This is a genomic window from Methylobacterium sp. 77 (genome assembly GCF_000372825.1).
GTDB lineage: Bacteria > Pseudomonadota > Alphaproteobacteria > Rhizobiales > Beijerinckiaceae > Methylobacterium.
In genome coordinates this window covers 659,057-680,774 of sequence record NZ_KB910516.1, presented here as the reverse complement: position 1 = coordinate 680,774, position 21,718 = coordinate 659,057, and the positions used below count along the sequence as shown (strand labels likewise).

The 21,718-nt window shown below is 66.8% G+C and carries 21 protein-coding genes and 1 tRNA gene; 6 read left to right on the top strand and 16 right to left on the bottom strand.

What is annotated here, in order from left to right:
- The first annotated feature begins 14 nt into the window (after positions 1-14).
- Together A3OK_RS0103155 and A3OK_RS0103150 are read left to right on the top strand one after the other, a co-directional pair.
- On the top strand, positions 15-998 hold the full coding sequence (locus A3OK_RS0103155) for an SPFH domain-containing protein (protein WP_019903480.1): 984 nt from the start codon (positions 15-17) through the stop codon (positions 996-998).
- A gap of 3 nt (positions 999-1,001) precedes the next feature.
- Entirely contained in the window at positions 1,002-1,895 is an 894-nt protein-coding gene (locus A3OK_RS0103150; RefSeq protein WP_019903479.1) for an NAD(+)/NADH kinase, read from the top strand.
- A gap of 97 nt (positions 1,896-1,992) precedes the next feature.
- Here the strand turns inward: A3OK_RS0103150 and A3OK_RS0103145 are convergent.
- The 14 genes from A3OK_RS0103145 to A3OK_RS24255 form a co-directional block, all read right to left on the bottom strand.
- Positions 1,993-2,069, bottom strand: a tRNA-Met gene (locus tag A3OK_RS0103145).
- A gap of 115 nt (positions 2,070-2,184) precedes the next feature.
- A complete protein-coding gene (gene trpB / locus A3OK_RS0103140) occupies positions 2,185-3,426 on the bottom strand; it encodes a tryptophan synthase subunit beta (protein WP_019903478.1) in 1,242 nt (413 codons plus the stop codon).
- A 136-nt stretch (positions 3,427-3,562) separates the two neighbouring features.
- Positions 3,563-4,207 (bottom strand): phosphoribosylanthranilate isomerase, encoded by a 645-nt coding sequence (locus A3OK_RS0103135; protein ID WP_019903477.1) that lies wholly within the window; start codon positions 4,205-4,207, stop codon positions 3,563-3,565.
- Between the two features lie 13 nt (positions 4,208-4,220).
- Positions 4,221-4,592, bottom strand: a complete 372-nt coding sequence (locus A3OK_RS0103130; RefSeq protein WP_019903476.1) for a lipopolysaccharide assembly protein LapA domain-containing protein — start codon at positions 4,590-4,592, stop codon at positions 4,221-4,223.
- Positions 4,593-4,631: 39 nt separating this feature from the next.
- Positions 4,632-4,952 carry an integration host factor subunit beta gene (locus tag A3OK_RS0103125; RefSeq protein WP_019903475.1) on the bottom strand — a complete coding sequence of 107 codons (321 nt, stop codon included), beginning with the start codon at positions 4,950-4,952 and terminating at the stop codon, positions 4,632-4,634.
- Positions 4,953-5,030: 78 nt separating this feature from the next.
- Complete coding sequence (gene sppA, locus A3OK_RS0103120) at positions 5,031-6,011, bottom strand: signal peptide peptidase SppA (protein ID WP_019903474.1); 981 nt, start codon at positions 6,009-6,011, stop codon at positions 5,031-5,033.
- Positions 6,012-6,431: 420 nt separating this feature from the next.
- Positions 6,432-8,168: a malate dehydrogenase (quinone) gene (mqo, locus tag A3OK_RS0103115; protein WP_019903473.1), complete on the bottom strand. Its 1,737-nt coding sequence runs from the start codon at positions 8,166-8,168 to the stop codon at positions 6,432-6,434.
- Between the two features lie 505 nt (positions 8,169-8,673).
- Positions 8,674-10,404 carry a 30S ribosomal protein S1 gene (gene rpsA, locus A3OK_RS0103110; RefSeq protein WP_019903472.1) on the bottom strand — a complete coding sequence of 577 codons (1,731 nt, stop codon included), beginning with the start codon at positions 10,402-10,404 and terminating at the stop codon, positions 8,674-8,676.
- 384 nt (positions 10,405-10,788) lie between these two features.
- Positions 10,789-11,367: a hypothetical protein gene (locus A3OK_RS0103105; RefSeq protein WP_019903471.1), complete on the bottom strand. Its 579-nt coding sequence runs from the start codon at positions 11,365-11,367 to the stop codon at positions 10,789-10,791.
- Positions 11,368-11,521: 154 nt separating this feature from the next.
- Positions 11,522-12,232, bottom strand: a complete 711-nt coding sequence (locus tag A3OK_RS0103100) for a DUF1013 domain-containing protein (protein ID WP_019903470.1) — start codon at positions 12,230-12,232, stop codon at positions 11,522-11,524.
- A 251-nt stretch (positions 12,233-12,483) separates the two neighbouring features.
- Positions 12,484-13,428 (bottom strand): ribose-phosphate pyrophosphokinase, encoded by a 945-nt coding sequence (locus A3OK_RS0103095; RefSeq protein WP_019903469.1) that lies wholly within the window; start codon positions 13,426-13,428, stop codon positions 12,484-12,486.
- A 126-nt stretch (positions 13,429-13,554) separates the two neighbouring features.
- Positions 13,555-13,782: a DUF4170 domain-containing protein gene (locus A3OK_RS0103090; RefSeq protein WP_019903468.1), complete on the bottom strand. Its 228-nt coding sequence runs from the start codon at positions 13,780-13,782 to the stop codon at positions 13,555-13,557.
- A 197-nt stretch (positions 13,783-13,979) separates the two neighbouring features.
- Entirely contained in the window at positions 13,980-15,608 is a 1,629-nt protein-coding gene (gene xseA / locus A3OK_RS22255; protein WP_051092899.1) for an exodeoxyribonuclease VII large subunit, read from the bottom strand.
- Between the two features lie 54 nt (positions 15,609-15,662).
- Positions 15,663-15,812: a hypothetical protein gene (locus A3OK_RS24255; protein ID WP_196805417.1), complete on the bottom strand. Its 150-nt coding sequence runs from the start codon at positions 15,810-15,812 to the stop codon at positions 15,663-15,665.
- Positions 15,813-16,230: 418 nt separating this feature from the next.
- On the opposite strand from A3OK_RS24255, the gene purD reads away from it, so the two are divergent.
- The gene (gene purD, locus A3OK_RS0103075; RefSeq protein WP_026596876.1) at positions 16,231-17,514 is read left to right on the top strand and encodes a phosphoribosylamine--glycine ligase; all 1,284 of its coding nucleotides are present in this window, start codon (positions 16,231-16,233) and stop codon (positions 17,512-17,514) included.
- A 120-nt stretch (positions 17,515-17,634) separates the two neighbouring features.
- The gene (locus A3OK_RS24250; protein WP_019903464.1) at positions 17,635-17,805 is read left to right on the top strand and encodes a hypothetical protein; all 171 of its coding nucleotides are present in this window, start codon (positions 17,635-17,637) and stop codon (positions 17,803-17,805) included.
- A 9-nt stretch (positions 17,806-17,814) separates the two neighbouring features.
- On the opposite strand, the gene A3OK_RS0103065 is transcribed toward A3OK_RS24250, so the two are convergent.
- Positions 17,815-18,825, bottom strand: coding sequence for a glucokinase (locus A3OK_RS0103065; RefSeq protein ID WP_019903463.1), 1,011 nt, complete (start codon positions 18,823-18,825; stop codon positions 17,815-17,817).
- Between the two features lie 152 nt (positions 18,826-18,977).
- A complete protein-coding gene (gene otsB, locus A3OK_RS0103060; protein WP_019903462.1) occupies positions 18,978-19,724 on the bottom strand; it encodes a trehalose-phosphatase in 747 nt (248 codons plus the stop codon).
- Positions 19,725-19,894: 170 nt separating this feature from the next.
- On the opposite strand from otsB, the gene A3OK_RS0103055 reads away from it, so the two are divergent.
- On the top strand, positions 19,895-20,389 hold the full coding sequence (locus A3OK_RS0103055; RefSeq protein WP_026596875.1) for a DUF427 domain-containing protein: 495 nt from the start codon (positions 19,895-19,897) through the stop codon (positions 20,387-20,389).
- 95 nt (positions 20,390-20,484) lie between these two features.
- Entirely contained in the window at positions 20,485-21,711 is a 1,227-nt protein-coding gene (locus A3OK_RS0103050) for a serine hydrolase domain-containing protein (protein WP_019903460.1), read from the top strand.
- Positions 21,712-21,718: the final 7 nt, after the last annotated feature.

Below are 21,718 nucleotides of genomic sequence, written 5' to 3'. Positions count from 1 at the left end.
ACAGGAGGGTACCCATGGCAACGATCCGTACGATCGGCCTGATCGCACAATTGAAGAGCGAGGCGAGCAATTACGTCATCCGCTATCGCAAGGGCCGCATCCGCCAGAGTGGCCGCGGCCTCGTCTTCTGGTTTCGCCCCGAGACGTCGAGCATCGCCGAGCTGCCGATGGATGATCGCGAGATGACGTTGTTCGTCCGTGGCCGCAGCCAGGATTTCCAGGCCGTCGCCGTGCAGGGGACGATCGGCTGGCACGTGGTCGATCCCGAACGGTTGGCCAACCGCATCGACTTCTCGATCGGGCTCTCCAGCGGGAAGCTGCAGGGCGAGCCGATCGAGAAGATCGAGGCGCGCATCGCCGGCATCGCCAGTCAGGCGGTGCTGCACTATCTCGGCGGCAAGCCGGTGCGCGCCATCCTCGATGCCGGACCCGAACCCCTGCGCGGAGGCCTGGAGACCGTGCTGGCGGTAGACCCGTCCTTGTCCGAGATCGGCGTCGCGGCGGTCTCGGTTCGGCTCACCAACCTCGCGCCGACGAGTGAACTCGAACGCGCCTTGCAGACGCCGACTTTCGAGGCGCTTCAGCAGAAGGCCGACGAGGCGACCTTCTCGCGCCGTGCCCTCGCGGTGGAGAAGGAACGCGCCATCGCCGAGAACGAACTCGCCACGAGGACGGAACTGGCGCGCCAGGAGAAGCTGCTCATCGCGGAGGAGGCGGAGAATGCGCGAAGCCGCGCGGAGGGAATCGCGGAGGCACAGGGTGTCGAGGCGATGGCGGATGCCGAGCGCATCCGCCTCGTCGAGGGAGCCAAGGCCCTGGCCGAGCAGCAGCGCGTCGCCATCTACCGCGATCTGCCGCCCGCCATCCTGCTCGGGCTCGCCGCACAGCAACTCGCGGGCAAGCTCGAGACGATCGAGCATGTCAGCGTGACGCCCGATCTCCTCGCCGCCGTGATGGGTGAGTTCCACAAGTCCCGCCCGTCGGTCGGGGTGCGCTGAGCGATGCCCGCCCTCACCCATCGCGCGGTCTTCGTCATCCGCGAGACCGATTACGAGGCCCTGATCGCCCGGCACGCCACGAGCGGGCAGGCCCGCTTCTTCCTGGAGAGCCGGGGTCAGCGGCTGGAAGACATCGTGGAGCGCCACGAGCGCTTCCACGCCGTGCTCGCCAGGGCGCGGGCCTCGGTGCCGGACGAGTGGCGGCAGGCCCTGGTGAAGCGCGCCGACCTCGACCGCTTCCTGTTCGCGCCGGACGACGTCATCGTCGCGGTGGGTCAGGACGGGCTCGTCGCCAATGTCGCGAAGTATCTCGGAGCGCAGCCGGTCATCGGCATCAATCCGGCACCCGACCTCTATGACGGGGTTCTCGCCCGCGTCGCCGTCGAGCGGCTGAACGGGCTCCTGCCCGCCAGCGTCAACGGCGCGGCGGTGATGGAGCGGCGCACCATGGTCCAGGCCGTACTCGACCATGGCGAGACGCTGTTTGCCCTCAACGAGATCTACGTCGGACATCGCAGCCACCAATCCGCGCGCTACAGGATCGAAGCGTCCGGCGAAGCGGAAGACCAGTCCTCCAGTGGGCTCATCGTGGCGTCCGGAACCGGGGTCACCGGCTGGGCACGCTCCATCGCCGAGGCGACGCATCTCGTCGTGCCGCTCGGCACGGAAGAAGCGGCGGTGGGCTATTGGGTGCGCGAACCGTTCCCCAGCGTCGCCAGCACCACGCGCTTGCGGGCCGGAAAGCTCACCGATGCCGGGCTTCTCGTCACCTCGCGGATGAACGACGGCGGCGTCGTCTTCGCCGACGGTATCGAGCAGGACTTCCTGACCTTCGGATGGGGCTGCCAGGTCAGGCTGTCGCCGGCGGCACGCACGCTCAACCTCGCGGTCGGCTAGATGCGGTCGGCGGACCACGACGATGTCCGGCGCCACGGCAAAACCGGATCGGGCAAAGAAAAACCCGCTAAGTCGCGGACTTAGCGGGTTAAAACCTTGGTAGCGAGAGAGGGATTTGAACCCCCGACACAAGGATTATGATTCCTCTGCTCTAACCAGCTGAGCTACCCCGCCATCACAAAGGAGCCCGCGCGATGCGGACGCCCCTGAAGAGATCGGCGGTATAGAGAAATCCGCCTCGGGGTGTCAACGGGGTGTTGGCCCGTGGCGGCCCGTGTTCGGGTTTTTCTCAGAGATGGGTCCCCAGGATCTCGGCGACCTGCGGGATGTCCTTGTCGCCACGGCCCGAGAGGTTGAGCACCATCAGGTGGTCGGCGGGCTTGGTCGGGGCGAGTTCGAACACCTTGGCGAGGGCGTGGGCCGGCTCGAGGGCCGGGATGATGCCCTCCAGCAGCGAGCACAGCTTGAAGGCCTCCAGCGTCTCGGAATCGGTCGCCGAGAGATAGGTGACGCGCTTGGCCTCGTGCAGCCATGCGTGTTCGGGGCCGATGCCGGGATAGTCGAGGCCGGCCGAGATCGAGTGGGCGTCGGCGATCTGGCCGTCCTCGTTCTGCAGGAGGTACGTCCGGTTGCCGTGGAGCACGCCCGGCTTACCGCCGGACAGGGAGGCGGCATGAAGGCCCGAGGAGATGCCGTGGCCGGCGGCCTCGACGCCGTAGATCTCGACCTCGCGGTCGTCGAGGAACGGGTGGAACAGGCCCATGGCGTTGGAGCCACCGCCGATGCAGGCGATGAGCGAATCCGGCAGACGCCCTTCCATCTCCAGCATCTGCTCCCTGGTCTCGCGGCCGATGATCGACTGGAAGTCGCGCACCATCGCCGGATACGGGTGCGGGCCGGCCACCGTGCCGATGCAGTAGAACGTGTCGGCGACGTTGGTGACCCAGTCGCGCAGGGCCTCGTTCATGGCGTCCTTGAGGGTCTTGGTGCCGGACTCGACCGGGATCACCTCGGCCCCGAGCATCTTCATGCGGAAGACGTTGGGAGCTTGGCGCGCAACGTCGACGGCGCCCATGTAGACGACGCATTTCAGGCCGAACCGGGCGCAGAGGGTGGCGGTGGCCACTCCGTGCTGGCCGGCACCGGTCTCCGCGATGATCCGCGGCTTGCCCATGCGGCGGGCCAGCATGATCTGGCCCAGCACGTTGTTCACCTTGTGCGAGCCGGTGTGGTTCAGCTCCTCGCGCTTGAAGAACACCTTGGCGCCATGGCCGGGCGCCGACTTCGCGCGCAGGTGTTCGGTCAGACGCTCGGCGTAGTAGAGCGGGCTCGGCCGGCCGACATAATGGGTCAGGTGGCCGTTCATCTCTTTCTGGAAGGACGGGTCGGCCTTCGCCTCCGTATAGGCCTTCTCGAGATCGAGGATCAGCGGCATCAGCGTCTCGGCGACGAAGCGGCCGCCGAAGATGCCGAAGCGGCCACGCTCGTCCGGTCCGTTGCGGAACGAGTTCGGAGAGGGGGCGATGGTCACGGTCTGTCGTCCTTCGCGTCTTCGGCCGGCGGCTCGGCGCCGGGCCTTTGCGTGCGGTCTTGGGTTGCGCCAATGCCTAGACCCGCGCGGGGGGGCGCTACAATGCGGCGAACGCGTCGATCTGTGAAATCGCGCGCTATTCATTCGTCCGAACGGCCGAGACGAAGGCCGCGATGCGTTCCGCGCTCTTCTCCCCCGGCCTCGTCTCGACTCCCGAGGAGACGTCGACGGCGCGCAGGCCCGTCCGCGTCAGCGCCTCGGCGACATTCTCCGGAGTGAGACCACCGGACAGCATGGTGCCCAGCGGCAGGTCCATTCCCGAGAGAAGCCCCCAATCGAAGGCGTGGCCGTTGCCTCCGGGAAGCGCGGCGCTCGGCGGAGGCTTGGCATCGAGGAGGATGCGGTCGGCCGCACCATGCGCGACGATTGCGGCCAGATCCGCATGGCTGGCGATGCCGATGGCCTTCATCACCGGCCTGCCGCTGCGGCTGCGGATCATCGCCACCCGCTCCGGAGTCTCGCGCCCGTGGAGTTGGATCCAGTCCGGATCGACAGCCTCCAGCGCCGCATCGACGAGCGCATCGTCGGGATCGACCAGCAGAATCACCCGCTCCGCCCTGCCCTTCGCCTGCTCTGACAGGAGCCGCGCCCGCTCCAAATCGACATGGCGCGGGCTTTTCTGAAAATGCACGAAGCCGACGAGGTCGGCTCCGGCCGACAGGGCCGCGTCGAGGGTGTCGGGGGTGCTCAGCCCGCAGATCTTGATGCGGATCGACGGCATGACGGCGATCGGTCTAGCGGGGCGCCGGGAGCGCGACGCGGCTGTCCATGCCGGGATAGCGCTCGGTCGGCGCAGCTTCGCTCGCCGCGACATGGGATTTCAGCCGCTCGGTCTCGCCCTCCAGGCGGCGGATCTCGCGACGGCGAGCGGCGCTCGTCCGCCGCGTGCTCGACTGGCCGAGCCAGCTGCCGATGCCGCCGCAGAGGATGCCGATGGCGATGCAGGCGAAGATCAGGACGTAGAGCGGCAGCGGCAGGCTGAAGGCCGGCGTATCCGGCGAGAACGGATCGAAGGAGAGGCGGACGACCTCCCGATTGGCGACGGCCAGGGCGACGACCACGATCGCGACGGGAAGCAGGACCAAACCCTTGAGAAAGCGGATCATCGAGACACTCCGGTCGATGGGACGAGGCTGGTCATGAGTTCAGGATTCCTCGCTCTCGGAGGATTCCTCTTCGCCGATCCCGGCCTCGTTGAGTCGCTGGCGCATCTCCTTGCCCGTCTTGAACACGGGGATGGCCTTCTCGGAGACGGCAACGGGTTCACCGGTGCGCGGGTTGCGCCCGCGGCGCGCCTCGCGACGTTTCACCGAGAACGCGCCGAAGCCGCGCAATTCCACGCGGTCACCGCGCGACAGCGCCTCGGCGATCGTGTCGAGGATCGCCTTCACGAGGGTTTCCACGTCGCGCTGGTAGAGATGCGGGTTCTGCTCTGCGATCCTGAGCACGAGCTCGGACTTGATCATGCGGCGGTCTTCCCTGACATCATGCGGGTCCGACACCCCTGCGAACGCGATCCATGCGGGGGTGGTACGGCGTCGCCCTCACGGCGCATCGGCGGTGCCCGGACGCCAGAGCACCAGCAATCCACCCTGCGCCATGCTCGCCGTCTCGTCGCCGACCTGACGGAGGCGAGTGGCGAGGCCGCCCATTCCCATGAGATCGGCACCCATTCCGAGAGCCGACCATAGTTTGAAATCACTCTCGGATTTCGGTTTCCAGTCGCGCACCGGCAGGCCCTTGGCGACGTTGCGTTCGGTCTCCAACCAGGCGACCGCCTGACGCTCGCCGCCCACGCCGTCCACCAGCTTCAGCGGCACGCTTTGGCGCCCGCTGAACACCCGCCCGTCGCTGACGGTGGCAAGTTCCTTCTCGGTCATCTTGCGGCGCTCGGAGACGAGGCCCTTAAACCATGCGTAGGTGTCGCCGACGACGGCGGCCAGGGCCGCGCGTGCCTCGGGCGAGGTCGGGGTGAAGCCCGAGGGCTCGGCCTTCAAAGGCGCCGACTTCACGGACTCGACCTTCACGCCGACCTTGTCCAGCAGGCCGGAGAGATCCGGGTATTGGAACAGCACGCCGATGGAGCCGACGAGGGCGGTCTCCCGCGCCACGATGTGATCGGCGGCGATGGCGGCGATATAGGCTCCCGAAGCTGCCGTGCCGTCGACGAAGGCGACCATAGGCTTCTTCTCGGAGAGCGCGCGAAGGTTGCGGTAGAGCTCCTCCGAGCCGGTGGTGGTGCCGCCGGGCGAGGAGATCGAGACGATCACACCCTGGACGGCGCTGGCATCGCGCACCCGTTCGATCAGCTTGGTGGTCGATTCGCTGCCGGCGATGAAACCGCCGATGGAGATGCGTGCGATCTGCGGCTTGATCGCCGAGAAGCCGAACCCCTCACCGCCGCGCACCCGGTAGCCCAAGGCCCCGACGGCGACGATCAGGCCGCCGATGCCGACGACACGCCATAGCGAAAGCTTGCGGCGCAGGCGCCGACGATCGATCAGAAGTTCGGCGTCTGCAGCCATGCGATCGTCTCGCTCCCTCGTGATCCGGCCATTGCGGTCGGGTCTTCGCCCTCGAGTTCGACGACACGCAGGCGTGGTGCGTCCGTCGTTCCGTCGAGTCTTGTTCCACACCTGCCGGCGATTTGCACCAAGCCTTTGGTAGCTCTCGCATCCTTCCGCCGGGAAGTCGGTGGACCCCGTCGGGACGCGATGGCAGGGCCGTGTTCTAGCGCTCCCTGCCGCAGACCGGCAAGGGGCCTCGTGGGCAGGGAAGGCGGCCTTGGAGAAAAGCCGTGCCGTGCGCCGAGCAAGTCGTGGATGTCATCGGGACGCACCGGCTCGGCGCTTGCACGAAGCCGAGGGTCCGTCTCGATCGACCGATGCGAATCCGCCGGTGCCGTCGTCGCGACATCGGCGGATTCGACGTCCCGATCTCCTCGCTCAGGGAGCGAGGTCGTGGACCGGGTTCGTCGACATGGTGCGGTTGCTGTTGAGGACGGCGTTGCTCGGAGCCGTCTGTTTCAGCGCCGCGACCTCGATCTGTGGAGGGGATGGCAGCTGCAGCTGCTCGCTCGTATAGGCCCAGGCCTGTGCGACCCGCTCCGGATCATCGTTCAGCTTCACGCCGTAGCTCGGGACGATCTGTCGAAGCTTCGCCTGCCATTCCGGTGAGGAGACCTTGGAAGCGAACACCTTCTCCAGCACCTTCAGCATGATCGGAGCGGCGGTGGACGCGCCCGGCGAGGCACCGAGCAGGGCCGCGATGCTGCCGTCCTTCGCGCTGACGATTTCCGTGCCGAGCTTGAGCACGCCGCCCTTGTCCTTGTCCCGCTTGATGATCTGCACGCGCTGGCCCGCCTGCCACAGGCGCCACTCTTCCTTCCTGGCTTTCGGGAAATACTCGCGCAGGGCGGCGAGGCGGTCGTCGTCCGACAGCATCAGCTGGCCGGCCAGATATTCCACCAGCGGATACTCATCCACGCCCACGCGGACCATCGGCCAGACGTTGCTGGTGGTCGCCGAGGAGACCAGGTCGAAATACGACCCTTCCTTCAGGAACTTGGTCGAGAAGGTGGCGAAGGGTCCGAACAGGATGACGCGTTTCCCGTCGATGACGCGCGTGTCCAGATGCGGAACCGACATCGGCGGCGAGCCGACCGAGGCCTTGCCGTAGGCTTTCGCCAGATGCCGCGTCGTCACGTCGAGATTCTCGTTGACGAGGAACGAGCCGCCGACAGGAAAACCGGCATAATCCTCACCTTCCGGAATGCCGGATTTCTGCAGGAGATGCAGCGATCCGCCACCCGCGCCGATGAACACGAACTTGGCGTCGACGCTCTGCTCTGAGCCGTCCTTGAGGTTGCGCGAGGTCACCCTCCAAGTGCCGTCGGGGTTCTTCTCGATGGTGCGGACCTCGGTCGAGAGCTTCAGCTCGAAGCTGTCCTGGCTCTTGAGATGAGACACGAACTGCCGGGTGATCTCGCCGAACTCGACGTCGGTGCCCAGCGATGTCCAGGTCGCCGCGACGGCCTGCTTGGGATCGCGCCCCTCCATCATGAGGGGGACCCATTTCTTGATCTGCTCCGGATCGGTCGAGATTTCCATCCCGGCGAAGAGAGGGCTCGCCTTCAAAGCGGCATGGCGCTTCTTCAGATAGGCGATGTTGTCGTCACCCCACACGAAGCTCATATGCGGCGTGTAGTTGATGAAGGATCGCGGATTCTTCAGGACGCCGTTCCGCACCTGCCACGACAGGAACTGACGCGTGACCTGGAAGGCCTCGTTGATCTCCACTGCCTTGGCGATCTCGATCTGCCCGTCCTTCTTCTCGGGCGTGTAGTTCAGCTCCGCGAGAGCGGAATGGCCCGTGCCTGCGTTGTTCCAGCCGTTGGAACTCTCTTTCGCCACACCGTCGAGGCGCTCGATCATCTGGATCGACCAGGCGGGTTCCAGTTCGCGGAGCCACACGCCGATCGTCGCGCTCATGATGCCGCCGCCGATCAGCAGGACGTCGACCTTCTTCGCTGCAGGGGCTGCCAGAGCGAGCGAGGCCGGCACGGCTGCCGCCGCGAGGCCGGTCAATGCGGTGCCGAGGATCTGCCTGCGGTTGAAGGGAGGTGCCGCGGGGGAGATGCCGTCGGACAGGCAGGTGTCGTTGTCGTCGGCGCTCATCGCCATACCTCGTTCTCTGGAATACGGCCGCAAGCCCTCGTCAGACGTCGGTCTGTCCCAGGGATCGGATCGAGAGGATCGGAGGAGCGCTTCTTCCCAGGGCCATTCTCGCCCGGTCTGCTGGCTGGGCCAGTCTGCCGGAGCGGTGCCGCGTGATCCCGGTCGATAGAGGGATCAGCGATAGCCTTCCAGCTATTGTTTTTTGAGCTTCGCGTTGCCCGGATTGTCTCAGGTTTTCTATCTGGAAGACTTGTAGAAAACGCAGTGAGGTCCAGGGCGACGCTCGGCCTCGTAAATGATTGCAGGACGGGCGACAATCGACGGGGTTGCCGCAATCCATTCAAATGCCGGGTTTTGAAACTGCCATTCACGGTGGCGATCGGCATCGGCGGCGCCGGACCGACCTCGCGGAAACGAAGAACGCCCGCGTGGGAGGCGATCCCGCGCGGGCGTTCAGCAGGTGTGGGCCGCCGGCTCCGAAGAACCGGCGGCCGTTCGTATCGGCGCCGGATTAATCCTGCGCGTCGTCCTTGTCGTCGCTGGTGCGGGCCTTCTTGAAGGCTGCGCCCAGGATCTCGCCGAGGGAGGCGCCGGAATCGGCGGAGCCGAACTGAGCCATCGCCTCCTTTTCCTCGGCCATTTCGAGGGCCTTGATCGAGAGCTGGACCCGGCGCGCCTTGCGGTCGAACTGGATCACGCGGGCATCGAACTTCTCGCCGGCGGCGAAACGCTCGGGGCGCTGGTCGCCACGATCGCGGGCGAGCTCGGCCCGACGGATGAAGGTGGAGAGGTCGGTGTCGACGATCTTAACTTCGACGCCCGAATCCTTCACTTCCGTCACTTCGCAGGTCACGATCTGACCCTTCTTGAGTTCGCCGGCTTCCGTGAAGGGGTCGCCGCCGAGCTGCTTCACGCCGAGCGAGATACGCTCCTTCTCGACATCGACGTCGAGAACCTGGGCGCGCAGCATGTCGCCCTTCTTGAACTCTTCGATGACCTGCTCGCCGGGACGGTTCCAGTCGAGATCCGACAGGTGGACCATGCCGTCGACATCGCCGTCGAGACCGATGAACAGACCGAACTCGGTCTTGTTCTTGACCTCGCCCTCGACCTCGGAGCCGACCGGATGCTGCTCGGCGAAGGCCTCCCAGGGGTTCTGGAGGGTCTGCTTGAGGCCGAGCGAGATACGGCGCTTGACCGGATCGACTTCGAGGATCTGCACTTCCACTTCCTGCGAGGTGGAGACGATCTTGCCCGGATGAACGTTCTTCTTCGTCCAGGACATCTCGGAGACGTGGATCAGGCCTTCGATGCCCGGCTCCAGCTCCACGAAGGCGCCGTAATCGGTGATGTTGGTGACACGGCCCTTGAGCTTGGCGTCGACCGGGTAGCGCTGGGCGATGCCCTCCCACGGATCGGCGAGCAGCTGCTTGATGCCGAGCGAGATGCGATGGGTCTCGTGGTTGATCTTGATGATCTTGACCTTGACCGTCTGGCCGATGGTCACGACCTCGGACGGATGGTTCACGCGGCGCCACGCCATATCGGTGACGTGGAGCAGGCCGTCGATGCCGCCGAGATCGACGAAGGCACCGTATTCGGTGATGTTCTTGACGACGCCGTCGATGACCTGACCCTCTTCGAGGTTGGCCACGAGCTCGGAGCGCTGCTCGGCGCGGCTCTCTTCGAGGACGGTGCGGCGCGACACGACGATGTTGCCGCGGCGGCGATCCATCTTGAGGATCTGGAACGGCTGCGGGGTGCCGAGCAGCGGGGTCACATCGCGCACGGGGCGGATATCGACCTGGGAGCGCGGCAGGAACGCCACGGCGCCGTCGAGATCGACGGTGTAGCCGCCCTTGACCTGATTGAAGATCGCGCCGGTGACGCGCTCGTTGGCCTCGAAGGCCTTCTCGAGCTTGACCCAGCTCTCCTCGCGGCGCGCCTTGTCGCGCGAGATGACGGCTTCGCCGAGCGCATTCTCGATGCGGTCGACATAGACCTCGACCTCGTCGCCGACGGCGAGTTCGCCTTCGCGGCCGGGGCCGTTGAATTCCTTGAGAGCGACACGGCCTTCCGTCTTGGCGCCGATGTCGATGACGGCCACGTCCTTCTCGATCGCGACGACGCGACCCTTGACGACGGACCCTTCGGTGATCTCGTGCTCGAGGAAGCTCTCCTCGAGGAGAGCCGCGAAATCGTCGCGGCTCGGGTTACGCTGCAGCGCGTTACCAGCGGTCATTCTGTCTCCTGACAGGCCTCTCGTGCGAGGCCGGCGTCGGCGGTTCGTGTGACGGGGCACCCTCGGCGATCGCCGCCCGCGGACCCCTTGGGGGACCCGACAGGCTCACCCCCCGAAGGAGGGCCGACGCAATCTGGAACGATGGTCGAGGGCCATTCCCCAACGGGTCGATGTCGGGACGATGAGCCCGCGCGCAGTCGAATCCGATTGGAGGACGGCGCTCCCATAACCGATCGCGTCCGTTTCGGCAATATACGGCATCGTCCCGGATACGGATCCGGGACGATGCCGTAGCCTGTGGATGACGTATCGTGGTCTTCGAAAAACGGTTCCCGCTGTTCGGGACGATGCTCCACCGCGACGAGTCCCCGGCGGGCGAAGCGGTCAGGTGAGCATCCAGCGCGGCGTATCGGCGTGGCGCAGCCAGATCGCGGAGGCGACGGAGAGCGGCTCGAGGGGCAGCACCACGTCGCCGCGCCGTTTGTCCCACAACTCGATCCCGGAAAACCCGACCTTGCGGATCGTCAGCCACGCTCCGAAGGGAAAGGTCGCGTCGGTGCCCTGGCCGGGGCCGAAACACTCTTCGAAGGCGAGTGGATCGACCATCATCTGATCGTACTTCTGGAGGTGCTCCGCCATCGAGACCTTGGAGCGGAACAGGATGCGATCGCGGCTATGGGACGAGAAGCACGGCTCGTAGTCCGTGAGCGTCATCCGAAGCTTGCCGCCGATGCGAAGATAGGGCGGGTTCGGGCCGGTCTCGTCGAAATTCAGAGGGCTCCAGCCCTCGTCTTGGATCAGCGATTCGGCCAGGGTCACCGGTTCCGATGCCACCGTGCGTCGGTCGGACTCCGTATCGGCCGCATCCATGCGGGGGGCGGCCGCCAGAACATCCGCCCCGAGACCGTAGCCTCCCGGCTCGTATTCCGCCACGTCGTGCCCTGTCTCGCGAGAGGCCATCATTCGCCCCGAAAAAGTATCCTCGTCGATCGAGTGAGCTCAATATTACGCATTTTCTTATGATTGGCGATCATGCACCGCACCAACACGAAAAAGGCGCCGCGAGAGCGGCGCCTTCGGAAATATCGGGCTGATCGAGAGACGGTCGAGGAGAGGATCACTCCTCGTCGTCATCCTCCGTGCTGCGCATGCCCTTGAGCTTGGCGAAGACTGAATCAGCGTTGAGCTTCTCGTCGCGCTCGTTGCGATGATGCGCGTCGGCCTCCTCGAAATTACCGGCCGTGGACACTTCGGTCGGCAGCAGGGTCGCGCCCGCATCCGTGGGCAGCACGGCCGGCCGGTCCTTGGCGGCACGCTGCACTTCGAAGTCGAGGTCGATCTGCGTGCAGAGGCCGAGGGTCACCGGATCCATCGGCTGCAGCGAGCCGGAATTCCAGTGGGTGCGCTCCCGGATCTGCTGGATCGTCGACTTGGTGGTGCCGACGAGACGGATGACCTGCGCATCCTTAAGCTCGGGATGGTTGCGCAGCAGCCAGAGGATGGCGTTCGGGCGATCCTGGCGGCGCGACAGCGGCGTGTAGCGCGGGCCCTTGGTGGTGCGCTTGACCTCGGGCAGCTTCACCTTCGAGACGGCGACCTTGAGCTTGTAGTTGGGGGCCTTCTGCGCCTTCTCGATCTCGTCGCGGGTGAGCTGGCCCGTGGTGATCGGGTCGAGGCCCTTGATCCCGGCGGCGACCTCGCCGTCGGCGATGCCCTTCACCTCGAGCGGGTGAAGCTTGCAGAAATCGGCAATCTGCTCGAAGGCGAGCGAGGTGTTCTCGACCAGCCAGACGGCGGTCGCCTTCGGCATCAGCGGACCTTGGGACATGCTCTGTGGCTCCGACGTTAGCTGTGGAACGGGTGGCGGCGGGCATCGGTCCGCAGGCTCCGGACGAATCGTTCCGGAAGTCCCGTCTCACGCTTTCAAAAGGGGATCAGCCTATATAGGCGGCGGCCGAAGGGGGCGCAATTGCCTTCACGCCGGCTCGTCGACGATGTGATGCCGGAGCCGCCCTGCTGTCAGGCATTCGAGGGCTGAGCGGCGGCCACGACCTCCGGGGCAGGCCGCCGGCACCGAATTCAGACGAACAGGCTCGACACGCTCGATTCCGTCGCGGTCCGGCCGATGGCCTCCCCGAGAAGCGGCGCGATGGTGGCGACGCGGATGTTGCGGGCGAGCTTGACCGCCTGGGTCGGCTGGATCGAATCGGTGATCACCAATTCCTTCATCCGCGAGGCCGCGATGCGGGAGACGGCGCCGCCCGAAAGCACTCCGTGGGTGATGTAGGCCGACACGTCCTTGGCACCGGCATTGAGCAGGGCTTCGGCGGCGTTCACCAGAGTACCGCCGGAATCGACGATGTCGTCGACGAGGATGCACGAGCGGCCCTCGACCTCGCCGATGATGTTCATGACTTCCGATTCGCCGGGGCGCTCGCGGCGCTTGTCGACGATCGCCAGCGTCGCGTCGATGCGCTTGGCGATGGCACGGGCACGGACCACGCCGCCGACATCGGGCGAGACCACCATCCATTCCTTCGGGTCGAGGCGCTCCTTGATGTCGCGCACGATCACTGGGGCGGCGAAGAGGTTGTCGGTGGGGATGTCGAAGAAGCCCTGGATCTGGCCGGCATGCAGATCGAGGGTCATAACACGGTCGGCACCGGCCTCGGTGATGAGGTTGGCGACCAGCTTGGCCGAAATCGGCGTGCGGCCGGAGGTGCGGCGGTCCTGGCGGGCATAGCCGAAATACGGAATCACCGCCGTGATGCGCCGCGCGGAGGAGCGCCGCGCCGCGTCGATCATGATGAGCAGTTCCATCAGGTGATCGTTGGCGGGAAACGACGTCGACTGGACGATGAAGACGTCCTCGCCTCGGACGTTCTCCTGCAACTCGACGAAAATCTCCATGTCCGCGAAGCGCCGGACCATGCATTTGGCGAGGGGAAGTTCGAGATAGGCGGAGATCGCCTCCGCGAGCGGACGGCTGGCATTTCCAGCGATGATCTTGATCGAGGACTTCATGCCGCCGTCTTCATCTCACGTTTTCCGCGCCGTGCCGGATGTCGGCCCCTCGGCGCGGCACCCATTACAGCCCCCAACCCGGTGTCACAATGCCTTCACTTCTGATTGGGGACTGCCCTGCACAGCTCACGGCTCCAGCAGGCGATGGAGATGGACGATGAAATAGCGCGTCTGAGCGCTGTCGACGGTGGCCTGCGCCTTCGATTTCCAGGCGCCCTGTGCGGAAGCATAGTCTGGAAAGATTCCGACGATGTCGAGCCCCTTCACGTCGCGGAAGTTGACGCCGTCGAGGTTCTCGAGCTCGCCGCCGAAGACGAGATGCAACTTCTGTCCGCTATCGATCGTGGTGGTCATCGTCTCTCCTTGGCAAGCTGTCGACGGGCCGACACACGGTGGAATGGGATCGCCGAGCCCGACTGCCGCGACGCGCTTTAACGGCGTTCTCGACGCCAGGCGAGGTACCACGCATCGATAAGCATCCCTCGCGCCAATCACCGCATCGAGGCCATGCGCTCGCGGCAGGACTCACGGCATGATTCTCCGCGCGAATCTCATAATTCGAATGAGGATTGCTGTGGCGGCGTGGTTGCCGGCTTTCGCGGTTGCCGCTTGCGTTTGGGTGGCTCGGCTCCGCCCGGCGCCGTGGCGTCGGGCGCTTCGGTTCGGGCGAGAAGCGTTCCGTCCGAGAATTCGAGGCTGAGGCGCTGGCCCGGCACCGTCGAGGACGCGGCGCGGATCGGCGCGCCCGCCTCGTCACGCACGAGGGCGAAACCGCGAGCGAGCACCGCGCGATAGCTCAGCGAGCCGAGGAGGGCGGAGAAATTGTCGAGCCGGTCGCTTCGCCGCTCGATCAGGCGACCAATCGCCTGTCCGAGCCGAGTCTCCAGTGCGCCGAGGCGTTCGTGCCGGCGGACGGCGTCCGAGCGGGCGCGGACGAGGGTCTGCTCGCGGGCGACGACGAGGCGACGACCGAGATAGGCCAGGGCCTCGCCCTTCCGGGTCGCATAGTTCTGCAGAGCGGAACGGGGGCGGTCCGCGACGAGGGCGAGGCGTCCGCGCGCCTGGGCCAGCCGCAATTCCGGTGGGTGACGCCCCATCCGTTCGAGCAGGCGTCCGAACTTCGCCCGGTGATCGCGGGCATTTCCGGCGAGAGCCGGCATGAGCCGGGCCTCGGCAAGGTCGAGCCGCTGGCGCTTTCCCGCGAGAAAGGCATCCGCTCCCGGCATGGCGCGAAGGAGCGCGCGCAGGTCCGAGCCTTCCCGGTCGAGCTTTCGCCGGACGGCCTCGAACTGTCGATGGCCGAGATCGCGGATCTCGGCGACGAGGTCGACGCGCACCGGGACGGCCATCTCGGCGGCGCCCGTCGGCGTGGGTGCGCGACGGTCGGAGACGTAGTCGATGAGGGTGGTGTCGGTCTCGTGGCCCACCGCCGAGATCAAGGGGATCGTACTCTCCGAGGCGGCGCGGACCACGATCTCCTCGTTGAACGCCCACAGATCCTCGATCGAACCGCCGCCGCGCGCCACGATCAGCACGTCCGGTCGCGGTATCGCTCCACCGGGCAGAAGCGCGTTGAAGCCGCGGATCGCTGCGGCGATCTCCTCGGCCGCCCCCTCCCCCTGGACCCGCACGGGCCAGACCAGAACCGGCCTCGGGAAGCGGTCTTCCAGGCGGTGCAGGATATCCCGGATGACCGCGCCGGTGGGCGAGGTCACTACTCCGACGACCCGGGGGAGATAGGGAATCGCGCGCTTGCGCTCGGCGGCGAACAGGCCCTCCGCCGAGAGGAGGCGCTTGCGCTCCTCCAGCAGAGCCATCCAGGCGCCGATGCCCGCCGGCTCCAGGGTTTCGACCACGATCTGGTAGGAGGACTTGCCGGCGAAGGTGGTGATGCGGCCGGTGGCGACGACCTCGAGGCCTTCCTGCGGCCGCTGGCGCAAGCGGTTGAACGTGCCTTTCCAGACCACCGCATCGATGCGGGCGGTGCCGTCCTTCAACGAGAAATAGGCGTGTCCCGACCCGTGCTGGCCGCGATAGCCGGAAATCTCGCCGCGCAGGCGGACGTGACCGAACGCGTCTTCCAGCGTTCGCTTCAGGGCCGAGGCGAGATCGCCCACCGACCATTCGGGCGCATTGGATGTCGTGGGAGGGGCCGTAGCGGGGGGAGGAACGAGAGCCATGTCGCGGCGGACGCTAGGCCCGGCGAGGACGCGGGTAAACCCCGGGCCGGCCCGTCAGAACAGCAGGGAGAGCAGCAGCATGGCCGACAGCACGGGAGCGACGCCGATGGCCAGGGCCCAGGGCCAGAAGGCCGACATGTAGGGCGGGCGGTTGTCGTTGACGGGCTTCACCGAAGGACGCCCGCTCAGGAGGTAATGCGACAAACGCACTCCCGACCCCGGATGCGGGGCCATGGGAGGGGCAGCGGAATGGCGACATCCTGGCATGACGTGTTTCAACTCGCAGACATCCCGCATCGTTCCTGCGAGTATCACCATTCGCGTGCGGGCGGAGGCCGATTTTCGCGAACCGAAGGCATCTTTGGTTCGAAGCACCTGCGCGCGGGACCGGCGATCGAGCCTTAAAATCATGACTTCGAAGCAAATGTCTTCCGGAAAAGGATGGCGTCCACGGCAAAAACCCTGTGCGGGGATGTCGGGCACTCCGGGACACGGACGATGTGATGATCCAGAATGGCGATGAGCGATCCGGCACCTTGCGCCGATCCTATCCATGCCAAATTCCGACGTCATGGCAGGCTCGGAATTCCGGCACGCCTCCACGTCCTTCGAAGCGCAGTTCATGAACATTCTCCTCATCGGCTCCGGCGGACGCGAACACGCCCTGGCCTATGCCATCGCCAAGAGCCCGCTCTGCGCCCGCCTGTTCACGGCGCCGGGCAATCCCGGCACGGCCGAGTTCGGCGAGAACCTCCCCGATCTCGCGGTCGCCGACCATGAGGCGGTGAAGCTGTTCTGCGACACGGCAGGGATCGGCCTCGTGGTCGTCGGTCCGGAAGCGCCGCTGGTGGCGGGCCTCGTGGACGATCTCCAGGCCGCCGGCATCCGCGCCTTCGGACCGACCAAGGCCGCGGCGCAGCTCGAAGGCTCCAAAGGCTTCACCAAGGACCTCTGCGCCGAGCGGGGCATTCCGACGGCCGCCTTCGCCCGCTTCACCGACCAGCATGCCGCCCTCGCCTATCTGGCGAAATCCGGAGCGCCGATTGTGGTGAAGGCCGACGGGCTCGCCGCCGGCAAGGGCGTCGTCGTCGCCGAGACCCTGGATCAGGCGGAGAGCGCCGTCCGTGCCATGCTCGGTGAACCGGGGGCCGAAATCGTCATCGAGGAGTGCTTGTTCGGCGAGGAGGCGAGCTTCTTCGCCCTTTGCGACGGCACCAATGCCGTCCCGATCGGGACGGCGCAGGACCACAAGCGCGTATTCGACGGCGATCGCGGCCCCAATACCGGGGGCATGGGCGCCTATTCTCCGGCCACCATCCTCACGCCCGAACTCGAACAGGCGGTGATGGAGACGATCATCGCCCCGACCCTGGCGGGGATGCGCGAGCGCGGGACGCCCTTCTCCGGAATCCTCTATGCCGGCCTGATGCTGACCGCCGACGGTCCCAAGCTCATCGAGTACAACACACGCTTCGGCGATCCCGAGGCGCAGGTGCTGATGCCCCGGCTCGCCTCCGATCTGGTGCCCGCCCTACTCGCCGCCTGCGAGGGCGACGTGACCGGCATCGCGCTGCAATTCGACGCTCACCGCGCCGCGCTCACCGTGGTGATGGCGGCGGCCGGCTATCCCGGCACGGTGATGCGCGGGTCGACCATCCGTGGCATCGCCGAGGCCGGCGCCAGCGACGAAGTCATCGTGTTCCAGGCCGGAACGCGGCAGGAGAACGGCCGGATCGTCGCCGATGGCGGCCGTGTTCTGGCGGTGACGGCCACGGGCGACAGCATGATGGAGGCCCAGGCACGGGCCTATGCCGCGGTTGCCCGGATCGACTGGCCGGAAGGCTTCTGCCGCCGCGACATCGGCCGCCGGGCCGTGGCGCGCGAAGTCGCCGGGGATGGGATCTGACACCGTCGCGCCCTCGCTATCCCGAGGCTCGCTGAAATCTCGCGTGCCCTTGAAATCCGAGGCGCCCGCTCATCTTGAACGTTGACGGCCGGTTCCGCGCCGGTGTGAGGGAGGATACGGATGGGCTACGTCTCGAAGACCGTCATGGAAGAGGGCAAGGCCGCCAAGATCGCCGGCCAGCCGGATGCGACCAATCCCTACCCCGCGGGTTCGCAGAACAGCGCCGACTGGCTCGAAGGCTACACCTACGACGAGGTCGAGCAGAACGTCGACAACGACTCGGACGAATAACCGTCCGGTTCAGCCCTTCGTCCAGACCTGCCCGTGATAGACGAACACCTCGGGCCGGTTCGCCAGGGCGGCGAGGCCCGCGAAGGCGGGATCCTGGACCGAGATCACGCTGGTGGGGATCGCCTCCATCTGGGTGACGAAGGGCGGCTTGTATTCGAAGGCCTTGCGGAAGCCGCCCGTCTCCAGGACGGGCAGGATCCGCGGGGCGATGCCGCCGCCGATATAGACGCCGCCCGTGGCGAGGAAGGTCAGGGCGAGGTCGCCGCAGACCCGTCCGAGGAGCTTTGCGAACAGAGCGACGGCTTCGGCCGCGTACGGATCGCTGCCATCGACGCCCATGGTGGTGACCATGGCGGGCTCGGACGTCTCGGCCTCCCGCCCGGTTCTCGCGAGATGAACGGCCCTGTAGAGCCGTGAGAGCCCCGGCCCGGAGAGCAGTGCCTCCACCGTGACCCGTCCGTCGATACGCTCGACATGCCGCCAGATCTCGTCCTCGCCGGCATCGGAGGGGCCGAAATCGACGTGGCCGGCCTCGGTGGAGACGATGGTGAGGCGATCCGCGTAGGGCACCACGGCCGCCGCGCCGAACCCGGTGCCCGGCCCGAGCACCAGTCGCGTACCCTGGTCGCCTTTCAGGCCGCCGTCCCGGTGAGGGCCGATCGGCGTCAGGTCGGTGGGGGCGATATCCACGGCGCCGGCGGCGACGGGCACGTAATCGTTGACGACGACCGAGCGCGACAGGCCGAAATCCTGCCCGATCCGCGCTCCCTCGATCACCCAATCGGCATTGGTGAGACGAACCGCCGGCCCATCGATGCGGGCGGCAACGGCGAGGATGGTCGAGCGCGGCGCCGGTCCCTCATGTTTCTCCAGAACCGACCTGATCGCCGCGCTCGGATCGGGAAAGGCGTTCGTCTGGACATGACCGAGGATCTTCGCCTCGGCACCCGCCTCCGCCACGAGCGCGAAGCGGGCGTTGGTGCCGCCGACATCACCGACGAGGACCGGGAATTCGAACATGCGGGCAATGGTCCTTCGGGTAGGAAACCGGGGTCCGGGATCTCGCCGGTCTGCGGGGCGTCACGGTCAAGTCTACAGCATCGGCCTCGGCGCGGTATCCCGGTCGATGTCTTCGAACGCGGGCTTTCGGGCGACCATTCCCGATCGCGCCTTCAGGCGGCCGGCAAGGCGTCCGGGTCGATCGGCGCGCCGTCGGCCCAGGCATAGATCAGCGCGCGCACGGCGTCGGGATCCGTGAGGCGTCGTGTGGCGATGGTGTCGCTGCCGCCGATGCGGACGCTGACCCCGCCGACTTCGTTGACCACGGCGAAGGCCTTCTCGTCGGTGAGGTCGTCTCCGAGGAACATCGCGCGCCGGCCGGCATAGGGCGCCGCTTCGGCCAGGGCGCGGATGGCGTGGCCCTTGGTGGCCGATGCCGGGACGATCTCACCGACCGCCTTGCCCAATTGCAGCCGATAGGCATCGCCGAGTTCGGCGGCCGCCGCCTTCACGGCCGCTTCGGCCTCCGCGGCATCGGAGGGCGTGGCGAGGCGCCAATGCACGGCGACCGAGGCGCCCTTGTCCTCGATCAGAACGGATTCGAGATTGCGCACGGCCTCGTGCAGACCCGCGATCCGGGCGCGCAAAGCGGGGTGGTCCTCGGCGCTGCCTCCCGACACGACACCGTCGACCCGTCGCTCGACCCCGTGGAGACCGGCGACATCGAACCGCGCGGGCGCCAGGAAGTCGTCGATCACCGCGATGGGACGGCCGGTGACGATGGCGAGGGCGCCGCCGAGCCGGTCCCGCAGCCGGAGCAGGGCCGGCGCCAGTTCGGGAGCCACCACCACCTGATCCGGCCGTGGAGCGATCTCCACGAGAGTGCCGTCGAAGTCGAGGAAGAGGGCGAAGTCCGTCACAGGCAAATTCCCAGAATGTCTCGCTCGTGCCGGCCGACCGGAGCGGCCGATAGGCCGGAGCAGGCAGATTCCGTAAGCGTCATCGCGAGCGGGGCTAGCATGGCCCGCGCCACGCGCAAACGCCGCCCTACCTAAAAGCGTCGCACTCCCCTCCGAGATGGACGGCACCGATGCATCCGAGACCTTTGCCCTGCGGCCCCGGCCAGGAGAGCGTGTGGGACTATCCCCGCCCGCCGCGGTTGGAGCGCGTCGCTTCACGCCTGCGCGTGATGTTTTCGGGGACGACCGTCGCCGACACGGTGTCGGGCTATCGCGTCCTCGAGACGAGCCATCCGCCGACCTATTACATCCCGCCCGGCGACCTGGCCGAAGGTGTTCTCGGGCCGGCGAGGATGGCGGGCATATGCGAGTGGAAGGGGCGCGCCGTCCTTCACGACGTCCTGGCCGGGGGTCGTCGCGCGGAGGGTGCGGCCTGGGCCTACCCGAAGCCGACACGGGACTTCGAGGCCATCGCGGGCTTCCTCGCCTTCTACGCGGGTGCGATGGAGTCCTGTTTCGTCGGCGACGTGAGGGTGGAACCCCAGCCCGGCGGCTTCTATGGCGGCTGGATCACGCCCGATGTCGTCGGCCCGTTCAAGGGCGGCCCCGGGACGATGGGATGGTGAATCGGCCGATTGGCGACGGCCGCGCGCGAGGCTAAAGCCGGAGGGTCCCATTCGCGGACACCGCCGCGCGGCGCGGCGAGGACGGAGCGGCTCGCATGCAGGACATCCCGGTGACCGACCCCAAGACGCTCGGTCTCTGTTCCGATAGGCTGGAGCGGGTCGATGGCTGGATGCGGAGGCTCGTCGACGAGGGGAAGCTCGCCGGCCTCTCGGTGATGCTGTCGCGGCGCGGTGAGACGGCGTTCTTCCGCGCCCACGGCCTTGCAGACATGGCTCGCAAGACGCCGTTCGCGGCAGATACGATCACGCGCATCTACTCGATGACGAAGCCGCTGACCTCGGTGGCGGTGATGATGCTCTACGAGGAAGGCCGCTTCCAGCTCGACGACCCGATCACCCGCTTCCTTCCGGAATTCGCCGACATGCGGGTCTTCACCGGTGGCAACCGGGTGAAGGCCGAGACCGAGCCGGCCCAGCGTCCGATCACCATCCGCGATCTCCTCACCCATACGTCCGGCCTGACCTACGGCTTCATGGAATCGACGCTCGTCGATGCGCTCTACCGGCAGAACGGCGTCGATTTCGGGGAGGCCCAGGATGCCGGTCTCTCCGAAGTGGTGGCGCGGCTGGCCAAGCAGCCTCTCCTCGCCCAGCCCGGTGCGGAATGGAACTACAGCGTCGCCACCGACCTGCTCGGCCATCTCGTGGCGGTGATCGCGGGCCAGGATTTTGGCGATTTCCTGAAGGCCAGAGTGATCGATCCCCTCGGCATGGTCGACACGGACTTCTTCGTGCCCGCCGACAAGGTTTCGCGGCTGGCATCCAACTACAGCCTGTTCCGCGACCGCAGCCTCAAGCTCTACGACGACGCGGTGGGAAGCCGCTTCACCTCGAAGCCGGCGATCCCCTCCGGCGGCGGTGGCCTGGTCTCGACAGCCTCCGACTACATGCGCTTCTGCCGGTTCATCCTGGGAGGCGGTGCCCTCGACGATGTGCGGCTCCTCGGCCGCAAGACCATCGACCTCATGCTGATGAACCATCTCGGCGGCGACCTCGCCTCGATGGGCCAGCCGCGCTTTTCGGAATCGACCTATACCGGGATCGGTTTCGGGCTGGGATTCTCAGTCATGATCGACCCGGCTCGGGCACAGATCATCGGCACTCCCGGCGAGGTCGCATGGGGCGGCCTCGCCAGCACGTCGTTCTGGATCGATCCGGCGGAAGATCTCGCGGTGGTGATGCTCGCCCAGCTCATCCCGTCCTCGGCCCTGCCGATCAGACGAGAGTTGCGGGTTCTGACTTACGCCGCCCTGGTTGATTGAGGGCCTG